This window comes from Peribacillus sp. TH16 (genome assembly GCF_016651095.1).
Lineage (GTDB): Bacteria > Bacillota > Bacilli > Bacillales > DSM-1321 > Peribacillus > Peribacillus butanolivorans.
The window spans coordinates 1-13,101 of the sequence record NZ_JAEKEM010000004.1; the positions used below are offsets into that span (position 1 = coordinate 1).

The 13,101-nt window shown below is 35.3% G+C and carries 13 protein-coding genes and 1 pseudogene; 9 read left to right on the top strand and 5 right to left on the bottom strand.

The window, feature by feature from the left end; all coding sequences use genetic code 11:
* Positions 1–229: 229 nt before the first annotated feature.
* Positions 230–307, bottom strand: a pseudogene (locus JFV29_RS31680) (YjcZ family sporulation protein); the annotation flags it as partial.
* 298 nt (positions 308–605) lie between these two features.
* On the bottom strand, positions 606–1,532 hold the full coding sequence (locus JFV29_RS31070; RefSeq protein ID WP_201184288.1) for a HEPN domain-containing protein: 927 nt from the start codon (positions 1,530–1,532) through the stop codon (positions 606–608).
* 416 nt (positions 1,533–1,948) lie between these two features.
* Between JFV29_RS31070 and JFV29_RS13095 the strand changes: the two genes are divergently transcribed.
* The gene (locus tag JFV29_RS13095; protein WP_201184291.1) at positions 1,949–2,515 is read left to right on the top strand and encodes a recombinase family protein; all 567 of its coding nucleotides are present in this window, start codon (positions 1,949–1,951) and stop codon (positions 2,513–2,515) included.
* A gap of 84 nt (positions 2,516–2,599) precedes the next feature.
* Here JFV29_RS13095 and JFV29_RS31075 read toward each other — a convergent pair whose 3' ends face one another.
* Complete coding sequence (locus tag JFV29_RS31075; protein ID WP_274606948.1) at positions 2,600–2,728, bottom strand: hypothetical protein; 129 nt, start codon at positions 2,726–2,728, stop codon at positions 2,600–2,602.
* Positions 2,729–2,984: 256 nt separating this feature from the next.
* Here JFV29_RS31075 and JFV29_RS13100 point away from each other — a divergent pair, with 256 nt between their 5' ends.
* Positions 2,985–3,248: a hypothetical protein gene (locus JFV29_RS13100; RefSeq protein WP_201184295.1), complete on the top strand. Its 264-nt coding sequence runs from the start codon at positions 2,985–2,987 to the stop codon at positions 3,246–3,248.
* Between the two features lie 168 nt (positions 3,249–3,416).
* On the opposite strand, the gene JFV29_RS13105 is transcribed toward JFV29_RS13100, so the two are convergent.
* Positions 3,417–4,412 (bottom strand): hypothetical protein, encoded by a 996-nt coding sequence (locus JFV29_RS13105; protein WP_201184297.1) that lies wholly within the window; start codon positions 4,410–4,412, stop codon positions 3,417–3,419.
* 437 nt (positions 4,413–4,849) lie between these two features.
* Between JFV29_RS13105 and JFV29_RS13110 the strand changes: the two genes are divergently transcribed.
* The 4 genes from JFV29_RS13110 (at position 4,850) to JFV29_RS13125 (ending at position 8,553) form a co-directional block, all read left to right on the top strand.
* Positions 4,850–5,383 (top strand): sunset domain-containing protein, encoded by a 534-nt coding sequence (locus JFV29_RS13110; RefSeq protein WP_201184300.1) that lies wholly within the window; start codon positions 4,850–4,852, stop codon positions 5,381–5,383.
* Positions 5,384–6,659: 1,276 nt separating this feature from the next.
* Complete coding sequence (locus JFV29_RS13115; protein WP_201184301.1) at positions 6,660–7,295, top strand: hypothetical protein; 636 nt, start codon at positions 6,660–6,662, stop codon at positions 7,293–7,295.
* 137 nt (positions 7,296–7,432) lie between these two features.
* Positions 7,433–7,597, top strand: coding sequence for a hypothetical protein (locus JFV29_RS13120; protein WP_201184303.1), 165 nt, complete (start codon positions 7,433–7,435; stop codon positions 7,595–7,597).
* Between the two features lie 410 nt (positions 7,598–8,007).
* Positions 8,008–8,553 (top strand): hypothetical protein, encoded by a 546-nt coding sequence (locus JFV29_RS13125; RefSeq protein ID WP_201184306.1) that lies wholly within the window; start codon positions 8,008–8,010, stop codon positions 8,551–8,553.
* A gap of 368 nt (positions 8,554–8,921) precedes the next feature.
* On the opposite strand, the gene mobV is transcribed toward JFV29_RS13125, so the two are convergent.
* A complete protein-coding gene (gene mobV / locus JFV29_RS13130) occupies positions 8,922–10,151 on the bottom strand; it encodes a MobV family relaxase (RefSeq protein ID WP_201184309.1) in 1,230 nt (409 codons plus the stop codon).
* 620 nt (positions 10,152–10,771) lie between these two features.
* Between mobV and JFV29_RS13135 the strand changes: the two genes are divergently transcribed.
* The 3 genes from JFV29_RS13135 to JFV29_RS13145 all read left to right on the top strand — a co-directional run.
* On the top strand, positions 10,772–11,320 hold the full coding sequence (locus tag JFV29_RS13135; protein WP_201184310.1) for a hypothetical protein: 549 nt from the start codon (positions 10,772–10,774) through the stop codon (positions 11,318–11,320).
* 568 nt (positions 11,321–11,888) lie between these two features.
* Positions 11,889–12,551 (top strand): hypothetical protein, encoded by a 663-nt coding sequence (locus JFV29_RS13140; RefSeq protein ID WP_201184313.1) that lies wholly within the window; start codon positions 11,889–11,891, stop codon positions 12,549–12,551.
* Positions 12,552–12,877: 326 nt separating this feature from the next.
* A partial coding sequence (locus JFV29_RS13145) for a hypothetical protein (RefSeq protein ID WP_446728246.1) occupies positions 12,878–13,101 on the top strand: 224 nt, incomplete at its 3' end.

A 13,101-nucleotide genomic window follows, 5' to 3' on the forward strand; every position in this document is an offset into this window, starting at 1 on the left:
TTGTCGTCTGGACCAAATTAGAGTGTTCAAAATAGCTATAATTCCCCAGAAATAGGAAGAAGCCGACCAATAAAGGTCGGCTTTTTTCATACTATTTTTAGCAGCCGCCGCCGTATCCACCGCCGCCGTATCCACCGCCGCCGTATCCACCGCCGCCGTATCCACCGCCGCCGTATCCACCGCCGCCGTATCCACCGCCGCCGTATCCACCGCCGCCGTAACCACCGCCGCCACCAACAAAGCTAGCTCCAACAATGATTAAGAGTATAAACAAAACGACTATAAATGCGAAACCTCCACCAAATCCAAAACCTTCGTCTCTACATTCGTCTCTACATTCGTCTCTAAATTCGTCTCTACATTCACGACCTGACATACTGAAACATCTCCTTATTTGTTCTTAAGGAGGAAATACAATTAAATGGGTTATCTCACTTTATGCTCTACTTAGGAAAATGACACAATAGTCTCCATCTCTGTTCATAGGATAAAATTTGGAGGTACCTCTTATTGAGATGCATTGTTTAACAGAGGCTATTTTAAAGAAGTAACAATCAAAAAAAGTTCGTAAAAGTGTACTTTTACGAACGGTAGGGTTTTAGTGCTTAACAATTCTTTAAATCTGTAATTAATTGTGGTTCTTTAAGGGCCTGTTTCAATGTTGCCTTTAAAATCCTATGAATAACTTTTGAAACGTTATCAGGATCACCTAAAACTTGTAAATCTCCATTAAAATCCGAAAAATCACCATGGGCAATATCACTACGATATTCATATAACTTTTCAATAACTTTTTTGTATTTTGTGGCCCCAAAGATTTCCGAGAAATTTATTGGATGTTCAAAACGATTATTTAATAAACTTAACTTTGTTGTTATCTGATGACCAATAGAGACAGTTTTGCTTCTATGAACTAATAAAGCTTCTAAAATGGAAAACATTCCAAGTATGTAAAATGGAGAATCACTTGGGATAGACTGCAGTTGCCAATAATCTTTTAGAGCTTTATTTATATATGTATATCTATCTTCATCTTTATTAAACTTCTCTAATAAAAGGTATATTTCTTGAATCTCGGTAATGTCAGCATGGGAAATTTCTTTAACATTATTTCTTCCAATATTTTCAGTTATAAAGCTATGATAAGCATATTTATGTTTAATTCTTCCTGTATTGGATATTTTCTCAAACAAACTGAACAAATTACAAGTGGACAGTAGTAAAGCTAATTTAACATTAGGTCTTACTTGTGTTTCATTATGCTCAATTATCCAATAATTCCAATCCTCAAAATTTGGTGAAATGTTACCAACTGTAATACCAACTGTATTATCAGTTTCATGTCCTATTGACTCAAAATTTAATATATAAAAATCTTCATTCCCTGTACTTGATAAATCCGTTTTAATCATATCCACCTGTTGTCTATTAGCTTTTTTCAAGAAATAATTTTGTATGATTTGAACCTCTTGCATTTCTTCTGGCAACTTTATTTTGTCACCAAGAAAAATAAAACCATTTATATCAGCCACTATGATAGCCTCCCTTTTTCCACAAATTATCTCACAACTGGAATAATTATGTATTTATTTTAATTTTTCTTCAAATTAGTAAGGCTTATATCTATATATTTCAAGTTCTTTAGACTTCTATTTAGTATCACCTGGTTATTGTCCTGTTGATTTCTAATTAAGTTAACCTGCTCCGTTAGTTGAAGAAGAAAAATCAGCAGCATTGTTTAACAGAGTCTATTTTAAAGAAGTAACAATCAAAAAAAGTTCGTAAAATTATACTTTTACGAACTTGTCTAAAAGTTATAAGTTCTAGAGACTTGAAAAAACACCTCAATTTCCCCTCAAAATAACCATTCGCAATGTCCAGAAGTTAGTATAGAATGAAATTACAGAAGTTAATTAACTTTTAGACGAATGAAAAGAGGTTATACATAATGGCTATTATAGGATACGGACGAGTAAGCACCATTGATCAATCATTAGATTTACAGGAAGAGAAGTTAAAAGAATATGGCTGTGAGAAGATATTCATGGAGAAACAAAGTGGTGCTAAAAGTGATCGTGAGGAACTGATTAAGGCGTTAGACTTTTTAAGGGAAGGAGACAAGCTGGTTGTTTACAAAATAGACAGACTAGCTAGGAGTACATTTGATTTACAAAAGATTGCTAAGGAACTAGAAGAACGGGGAATAGCTTTAGTATTCATCAAAGAACAGATTGATTTTAGTACACCATCTGGAAAGCTAATGTTTACTATGCTGGGGGCTATTGCTGAGTTTGAACGTGATTTAATCAAAGATAGGACCACTGAGGGACGTGAAAGGGCAAAAGCTAAAGGAACTCATATGGGACGTAAAGGAAAGGACGAGAAGGCCGTTAAAAAGGCTTTGAAGCTGTATCAGGAGAGAGAATCTAATGGATTAAGTGTAAATGAGATAGCTAAAATGACAGGCGTTCCACGTTCCACTATTTACGCTAAAGCGAAAGAGGCGAGACTTTAATAGTGTTAGCCTTTTTCTTTATGCAACTAACGGGGCAGAATTGTTCAATAAGAAGAAGAGTTTAGACGTAAACTGCGTAATTGATTATGTAAATCTATTCTCTTTCCCAGACACCCCAGCGATGGTGTTTCCGAAGATGATACAGTCTAGTAATACAACAAGTGTGCTGAAGATGATTTTAAGACCTTCTGGCGTAAAAAATAGATGTTTCATAAACACCACTCCCTTTTCAAAAATTTTCGCTAGGATGCTTGTCTGGACAGCATCTGGGAGCAGAGCCTGGGGAAAAGAACAGTTACATTTAGAGAAAAGTTTCACAATAGAACTTAATCCAGAGTATATAAAAATAGCTGAACAACTGTTAAGTAAAGTTCAGCTATTTTTATATACATCCTTCTTTTCGCTTGAATTTCACAAGCTCGTCAGTAGGTTAAACCTATAAGAAGGAAAGGCTACTTTAATTGCGATGATGCTTGCAACAGTAGAATATAACGAATTTAAAAAAATAGTAATATTTGTCATAGGCTTCACTCCTTTAAAATCAAAAAAAATACAAAAAATGAAAAGGAAAATAATCAAGAAGCCAGTCATCATCAGCAATGGTAAGCCAATTCCATTAGACACAAATGTGTTTCGACAACACTATTATATCATCATTTCTACGGAATTTAAATTATTTGCACTTTTAAAATACTTGTCATTACGATTCAATAATGTAATAAAACCTTATTGAACTAATGGGTGCGTTAGCTGAAGATAGGAGCTGTCTTTAAGGCAGCTCTTTCTTTATGCAACTAATAACGGTGCAGGTTAGTTGAAGTACATTTCTTCACAAAAATATTGAAAAAGTCAATTTCCGTTATTTGAAAAAAAACAGAGTTTGATTATACAAACTCTGTTTTTACTTAATTTTTTTTAAGATATGCTTCGGCAGTTGATTAAAGGAGCCATCTTCATTATTTAAATAACTCATGACCTGATCAGGTGGAAAATAAATATCTTCGAACCGAAGATTGGGATACGCACTCCAGATATGCGCTAAACCACGCGCATATAGTTCCTGTGACCAATCTTCAAATACATCTCCAGAAGGCTGATTGACTTGAACAATTCGTTCATTATCCGTTTTAATATTTATATACCGGGGAGGGTAAATTGCTAAAAGTTGCTTGTAATTGATTTTGGCATAGATCTCCTTTAACTGGATGGGATGAAGAGTTTTATCTTTGTACTTATCAAAATAATTTTTGCCAAATTCAGATTGAACGCCTGAATCCTCGATACATAGAATAAAGCCAATATCGTTCATTTTCATTCCAAAAACGGTAGAAAAATAGCTGTCAAAGTAATTGAAGTTTGATTCATCCCAATCCTCGTCCCCATATTCATACATTTTAAAGATGAAAATTGAATAAGGTTTTACGGGGACGTATTGAGTTGGGAACCTAATACCCTGTAGTAACATATGTAATGTTTGGAACTTTTCCATCGTTTCAGGACTCATAATCGTTCCAGCCATCGGGTCCCTTCGATCGATATTGAGGGACAATTCCTTGAAGAACAGACCGTATAGGATTTTGGCAGCCCAGTAAAAGATTTTGTCTTGATCCAACTGTATAAATGAATCATAACCGCCATCTACAGCTTTCGATATTTCGTTTTCCAGTTGAGATAAATGCTCACTGTTACACGTATTACAGCAGGGGATTTTTACCATCCTATAAGGAATCTTCGTCCCATTTAATAATGTTATGGTTTGATCCCAAAGATTAAATTTGTTCTGCAGCCATTTTGGAAAGAGGTGTTCGTCTGAGTATTTTGTCAGTTCTTCGCCTGAATTTTTTGTCAGTTCTTCGCCGCACAAAAAGCAATGGTTTTGGGAAAGGCGCATATCCATTGGCAATCACAACCTTTATATTTATATATTAAACCTTCTCAATTTTACCATAATTGACAAAATACCAAGGTAAAAAGACTCGTGAAAAAAACTCCGACCAGAATGTATCGGCGTAACTTTGTGATATTACTTTGGTGGTTATTTTAAAGGTCCAAGCTGGAGCAATAAAAATTGAAGTAAAAGAATAGGATTGGTTATTCAACCAACGGGTGCGTTAGTTCTATAAGAAAAATAAAAATTCGATTTCTTAATGTACAGGAAATCGATTTTTTGATTTAAAATTGTTGGTGGTACCCCTTTACGTTGTATATCCGTTTTTTTGGGCAAAAAATTTCGCAAATTTAAATTGGAAAATCTCAGACTGATTACCTATTTATTCAAATACTATGCTATATTCAAAGGAAAGTTAGTTACTTACTTAAAGGGGATACATAGTTATGACAGAAGAAAAGGAAGATAGGAAAAAGGTTGCAATACCTATAGAAGGCGAAGAAAAGAAAAAGAAAAAGTGGTATTGGGGCTGTGGTGGTTGCGGTTGTTTAGGTTTCATTTTAATAGTACTCATAGGGGGCTGTGTTGCACTATTTGGTGGTACCGATGAAGATGATTCCGATAAAAAGGTAGATAATAAAGTCGTCAATGTAAAGGAAGAAGAAAAGGACAAAGCTAAGAAAGAACAAGAAGAAAAAGAAAAAGCCGAACAAGCTAAAAAGGAACAAGAAGAAAAGGATAAAGCTGAACAATCTAAGAAAGAACAAGAGGAAAAAGAAAAGGCACAACAGGATAAAAAGGAAGCAGATCAGGCTAAAACTGAAAAAGCATGCCTTAATATTAAAGGTAATACATCAAGCTCGGGAGAAAAAATCTACCATGTACCAGGTGGACAATTCTATGACAAGACTAATCCAGAACAGACTTTTTGTACTGAAGGAGAAGCAAAGTCTGCTGGTTATAGAGAATCTAAAAGGTAAGAAAAAAGGGTGCTACTGTTAATTGAGTAGTACTCTTTTTCATTTATCAAGGTTTCTTGTTTTAATTTGATCAAACTTTGTTTCAAAGCTAAAGTAGAACCTTGTTAATTATGGTTGCTTTACCAGTTTGATAGAGGTAAAATTATTAGTAACTTAATAACGAACGGATAAACAAAAAAGCCACTTCCTGATGTTAAGAGTCCTACCTCTTAACGGAAATGACTTTCTCAATTAACCTAGTGTCCTACCACTGGTTAAAGTTTTAGCCCTGAAGCAACAGGACTAAATTTGATACACCTATTATAAACTCTTTGTCTACTGGATTTCAACTAGCAAATGCTAGTATCTTTCATACATATCCGACAAAGTTCTTTAAAAGGCGTTATCTCTTTAACTTGGTAAGATGACAGGTTAAAGAGATAACGCTTTTTTGTGTCTGTTCAGGTGCAATTGCCTGAAAGCACCTTAAAAACTGATTGGATAGTCTACGTTCGTGCAGAGAGTACCTAGTATACTCTTACAAAGTGGGCAACCCTCAATGGATTCCTATTCATCTGTTGGGGGAAGGTGAGAACTACCTTAAAAGGTTCGGGTGGTAGCCATTAGCATTACGGTGCTAGGGAACACGTTCAGCTTGTCGCATAGGGGTGGCTTTATGTAGAGGACAAGCCTTTAGGTAAAGGGCGTGTACGGTGAAAACTGTTGAGTGAATAGGGTCTATACATACGGATACATTGCGAACTGACGCAAGTAACTTTAGACACTTATCCCTCCTATTCTGTTAGATTGCTTTTTTAGCTTTCTTTCAGCATAGGGGATAAGACTGCCTTCCAGCCGTTTCAATGCTTCACTTCAGCAAGTCAAAAAACCTAAAACCAGTCAAGCATAATTATCTAAAATAGTTGAAAAAATTGCTGTTAAGATAACGGAGGTTAGGCATTACCACTACATAATCTTATATTTACTATATAAGGATTCATGAAAGATAGCCTGGAGTGAAAGTGCTTCAGGCTTTTTTCTTTTTAGGGAAAGTTGGGATTCCTTTTTTTTCTGAATGAACAAGAATCTTCTTTAATAATTCTTTGCCTTCTTCTTTAGTCATGTTTACTTTTTGTTTAGCCATGATCCATACTCCTTTTTATGTACTTTGATTGTACAAGCATGGTCAAAATTCAGAATTATTAAACATCTCCCTTTCTACTGGAATAGTTCATATTTCAGGTTCATATGGATAGTGTACATAGCTTATTTTCACTTTTGGGAGGGGGAAGGACTTATGAAAGAGGGAAGCCATATAACAAAAAGAAAAGTCAGGTCTGACAAGAAAAGAGATATCAAACCAACAATTTCGGCTACTTTAAATGAATGTGTACATAACTTATCGTACATTTTAAATCAGCCTATAAAGGATATAGGGGAAAAAATAATAATGGCAGCTATCAATTCCAGGGAATGCATTGATAGCTTGTCCATGTATTTCAAAAGAGACTACAGGCATGATAATACGATTTTTAGAGGGGATCTTGAAGCAGAGGTAATTCAGAAGAGGAATGTAATCCAAAAGGAAAGGTTACATTTAAGATTCAAAGCTTGCGAACATGAAAGAATTTCAGCCTTGGCTTATTCAATGGATTGTAGCGTCAGTTTAGCAACAACTATGCTGCTGATTGCTGGTATTAGAAATCGTGAGGTCTTTAATCAAATGGTGGATTCAGAGGTAATTCGGTTACTCGATCCTGGAAGGATTAAAAGTTTAAAGATGATTCAGAAATACATTTCAAAACTGAATGACGAACATATTTCACTTTTTGCAGTAATTTCATTTGTAGCACATGAGGTAATAGATACCACGAAAACCATGCAAGAAAAAGTGAATGATTGGATAGATACACATATCAAAAATATCGAGTGAAATTGATAACGATATTAATATGTGGATTTAAAATAAAGTTGCACCGTTTTATTCCTTAGATCCTTTTTTTACTGTGACAGGTGTTTCCCGAATGTTAAAAACAATCTGTTGAACCTTCCATACAGTTCACTATTTACTTGGGGAAAGAAAGGGCAGCCATAACAAAAACCCCTGCACCAAAGACTGATACAAGGGGAATAAAGGTGGATAAAGGTAAAAAAACTGTAAGGAGTTGTCCTATTATATTCAAAGATAAAGAACTTGCGTGGGTCTGGAATGGAGTCATAAAAAAGAACCCCTGAACCAGCTTCTTTATGGCTGTTAACAAGGGCATTCGCAGTTAAACCGTTCAGACATCAATACTATTCCACCAAACCAGAATATTATTCAAAGATATTTAGCATGTCTTGAAACAAATAAAACCCCTGAACCTACTTTTTAGGCTGGTACAAGGGTATCGGAGTTTCAACTTTGGAAAGTTCTCATATGATATTTCCTTAAATATGAAGTTGCTACTCAATTAAGCCAAATAACCCCTGACCAACTTTTTAGGCTGAGAACAGAGGTTATTTAATTTGAGGTGACTCTATATGTATATTCCGAACTAAGGAATTGGGGACATGGGGCAGAGATTACTACACGGATAACAAGATAAACTCCAATTTGGAGGGAATAGCAAAAGCTGAGGCGAATAATTAACCGAGGTGATCTTATGAAAATATCTGAATTACTAGAGTTAACCCAAAGCAAGAAACTAGCTGACATTGCTAAAGAAAGTTTGGATATAGGTGAAAAGAGAACAGTTGAAGCACTTAAAAAAGCCGGTTGCTATTCAATTAGTGGCAAACGTGGGTGGCATTTTGATGGTAAATCTAGCGTGTTAGAACAATCTATTTATGAGTACTCAACACCAAGCAAACGAGGGGTTGATAGTGCCCAAAAAGAGGTTTCTGCAACATTAGAAAAAGCCACGGTTGTAACTAACCCAAGTTCCCAACTTTCCAATGAACCAGAAAATAAACAAGATGTTAATCCAATAAACAAACAAATAAGTAATCCAACCAATAAACAAATAAATAAACAAGTTGGAAAACCAACAATCCAACTTACCAAGAATAAAACCAGTAAACCGGCTATGAAAAAGGTAACTTATGAAATTGAAGAACAGCTTCATGATGAATTAAAGATCAAGTCTATTAGAGAAAAACGGACGGTATCGGAAATAGTGAATGAGATCATAAAGAGAGGATTACAATAAATTTTCACATTTGACCTGTATCTGAGTGTTATTCAAGCCAGTCATACCAAGGCTTCAAGCTAACTTTTTCGCCTTGAATTGTTTCTATATGTATCAAGATAAGAAAAAAACAGATTTCGCTTCGCCGAAATCTAATAAAAAAAAGGCTAACCAGCCTGTTTTTTTTCATGAGAGATAAGAAAATATAAAGAATTGTCCTTCTTCAACTATTGACGATCTTTTTGTTCAATTAACGCTGATCAGAGCATAAGATGATATAACCCATGACGCTTTCCGTTAAAAATAGTATGAAAAAAGCCGACCTTTATTAGTCGGTTTATTTGACGACTAAATAGGTCGGGCTTTTTATATTTAATCTAAGTACAGTCCTATCTTTCCATTCCGGAGTCTCGATTCTTCCTAGTTTGTTGGGTCTGCTTTTCTCTCTCCTGTTCCAAATTCTTATTAGAGAGGAATTTTTGACCGCCTTTAATCTCGTCATCATCCGTAAAATGCCGTTGCAACAACTTGTCCCCCATCTTATCTAGAACAAAAGCTTTCACAGTCCCAAGACTTTGACTGAAATCTTTTATTTTGTCTTTATATAAATCTTTTACCTTCTCCAGAGTTCGGGTTAAAAAAGTATTTTCTCTAACCAATTCTTTATTTTCATCTTTCAAACGATCATTCTCTTTTTTCAAAATGCTATTTTCATCTTTTAACTGATCATTTTTTTGCACTTCTTGAATCCAATAGCCCTCAAGCTGCTCAGATTTGATTTTAAGGCCCTCCGAAACTTTAGCTAGGGTTTTAATACCTTCAAAGTCTTCTTGGGCTAATTCAACCGTTCTAGAGCGAACTAAGCCACCCTTCTCTTTTACTTCCACTTCATCCACTTTTTTAACATGATTTAAAGACTTTCCTAGGTCGCTTAAGCGACCCTCTATGTCCTTAACGGACGTCTCCAGTGATTGTTTATCATCTAGCTTTTCTTTCAATTCATTTTCTAATGATTTTACTTCTTCCTTTACGCTTAACGCTTTGAAACGATTAGCTTCTATATGCTTTCGGTCACTAGAAACACCACGCTCTAAATCAAATCCCTTTTTCGTCACATGCTCATGAAATTTATCTTGAAGTTGCTGCAGTTCTGTTTTTTTGCCAAAAAACTGTTTGGCTGCCAATTTACCTTCCGAAGTAATCGGAACCATCCCAACGTGCATATGGGGCGTTTTTTCGTCTTTATGTACAACCGCATACACCATATTTTTTTCACCATAACGATCTTGGAGAAACTTCACGCTTTCTTCAAAGAATCGTTTTTCTTCTTGTGGATCTAGCCCATCGAAAAAAGCTTTGTCTGACGTGACGACAAAAGAGCATAATTTGACCGCATCTTTCCGTATCGCTCGTTCCCCTAAATAGCGTTCATCAATTTCTTGTTGAATACGCTCGTCATAATCAATCGGAGCATGATTCAACAAATCATAATTCAACGAAGAACGTTCTTTATCAATGTCCATATTCGTCTTACTCTCTTTTTCTCGTTGATTATGAATCTGCATGCCTTTGACGTCCGCACTCTTAAATTTTTTCATATGTATGACTGCAAAACTCATCAAGACCACCCCCAAATATATCTCCCTCTAACCATTGTCCGAGAAAGAACTTTATTTGTAAAGTGGAGCTTACTACACTTTGTGCCAAAGTGGTAAGCTCTGCGAGGCCGAAACCATGCTAAAGCATGGCAAAAAACAAGACCGCGGGCTCTCGCCCACACCTAGCCAACGTAGCACGTTGGATCGCAATAAAAACATCACCCCCCACCCCCCCAATTCTTGGGGGCTCCCTCGCCGGTAGGCAGCTCAAAAGGTGTTGCCTTTTGAGACACCAAGAGGGTCTTGGTGAAGTGAGTCTATCAACTCCTTATCCTCCCTTCGGTCCGGTACCGTTGACAGACGCCAAATAGAAAGGGGTTCTTATCTAAAATTAGATAAGAACCCTTTTTTCATTTTATAGTAGTTTACATAAAAGCACCTTACCGGAAGCTACTAAACATAGCTAAACCCTAAATTTCAAATTGGTCGAAATCTGGGTTTTGCTATGTTTGATAGAACTAGAAAAAGCAGGATATTCATTTGAACGCAATTAAAAAAGTAGTATTCTTGGATATATTTATATTAATATTGTATTTTTTTCATAAAATGGTAGAATAGTTCCGGGAAGGAAGTTGAAAAAAATGAAAAAATTAGCAATATTACCACTTGTAGCAGTTTTATCTTTGAGTATCTTTTCTGGAAATAAAGCAGAAGCCGCAATTAACAATAAACCTGGAGATATTATTGTAACCAAAAGTACTGCCGGTAGTGGAATTGTAGGACATAGTGGTATATATATTGATACTACACATATTCTTCATACTTCAGGTCGGAAAACTGAACCATATCCTAGAATCGATACAGAAAGTGAATGGCATCGTAGATATGCTCAATCTAAAGTTGTTAGACCGGACTCAAGTACAATAGGATCTAAGGCTGCAGAGAAAGCTAAATACTATTTTAAAGGTAAAACAATACCTTATAAAATTACTTCGAATCCAACAAATATTACAAATATATATTGTAGTGAATTAGTTTGGTATTCTTACTATAAGGCAGGTAAAACATTTAAAACTCGTAATAGTTCTGGCAACTTTTATCAACCAACAGACTTAGTTACACCGTACAACTTTATTGATTCAGCTAATGTTGATTATAATAATTTTTCGTTTATAGATAATACTTGGTAACAAAGATTATTTCATTTAAAAGGCACTTTTCTAACATAGGAGAGTGCTTTTTTTTGTAAAGATAAAGGACCTTTTCCTATTATATTGGTATAAAGTTAATTTTAGAAAGAAGGTGTTTTTTTGTTATCGCTACTCGATCTAATCTATCTCCATTTGTATATAAATACCTCTTGGTGAAGTGAGTCTATCAACTCCTTATCCTCCCTTCGGTCCGGTACCGTTGACAGACGCCAAATAGAAAAGGGTTCTTATCTAATTTTAGATAAGAACCCTTTTCTATTTTACAGTAGTTTACATAAAGCACCTTACCGGAAGCTACAACAATCAAAGCGAAAATTCGGGATGCCTTCACTTAAGTATTAGTATCCCTTATAAGGGTACTTTTTTTGTGTTTTAACTTATATAAATTAAGACTGAAACATGCAATAATAAGACTAAATTAAAAATAAAATACATTTAAACCAATGAATTAATTCCATATATAAATTATCTAATATAAAGGTGTTTTACATTAGTTTTAGTCTCAATTGAGTCTAAAACGTAAAATTATTCGTAGGAGGAATCTGAAATGAGCGATATAAAGTGGGAATCCATAGGCCCGGTTGCTGAAAGATTTGGCATTGAAGTTCCGAGATTACGAACTTGGTGCGACAAAGGCTTAATTGAGTTTGATAAACGAACTACCGGTCGTTGGATTCCACATACAGAGTTTCCAAAAATCAAGAAGATTATTGAAGTCTTCAATCGTGGTGGTAATGTCACGTTTGATGATGTGAAAGAAGAGTTAATTAAGGAGAATTTATATTATCAGTTGCAAACAGATAAAGAACAAGAGGAAAAATCTAAAGAAATGGCCTTGCTACTTGGACAAGCCTTTGAACAAAGTGGCGCCAATGAAATGTTTATGCAAATCGGTAGTGAGTTTAAACGTATGCAGCAAGAAGTAAATCGCTTATCTCAATTAGTAGAAAAACAAAATGAAACAAAATTACTTGAAGATAACAGGATAAGTAAGCTCCAGGAGGATAATGAGGTTCTTAAGGGTTTAGTTAAAGATCTAATTAGTTCTGATAAAGATTTAAAAGATACTTTTAATGTCTACATGAAAGAACAAAAGAAGGAAGAAAAAGAAAAACAGACTGAATTAGAGGATAAAATAGAGTTAATTGAGGCTCAATTAACTAGCCAAAAGAAAGAAAAAAAGGGGTTTCTATCAAAGATTTTTGGATGAACTAGGCCAAGATGAATCCCTACCATTAATAGGGAACCCAAAATCCTCACAACTGGTTACAGATGCTAAAAAAACCATCTGTAACCGAAGGACATTTAAGGATATCTATAGTTCAATTTGAATGTACGATAATGTATATTTTGATACATTGATTAAAAAGCACTCTAAACGCAAAAAAGAGACAGCCAATTACTTGGCTGTCTCTTTTTTTATCTAGGCCATCCAAATAGGCAGCCCACTTTAATTGTTCATCTTTGTCCATATAGGACTTAAATCGTCTTTTTACATAGTTTATATTGTTGTAACTAAAAAGGGAGGATTTCTAAATGTATAACTATAACTACGCTTTTAATCCTTATAATGTGCCTTATTATACAGATGGACAACGAGAGCCTTATTACGATAATTATTATCAAATTATGCCTTATTATTCTCCAGACCCAGGCCCAGGCGGTGGTCATGGTGGCGGTCAATGGGATGGACATGGCGGTGGACACGGTGGCGGTCAATGGGATGGACACGGAGGTGGACACGGTCACGGTCACTGGGG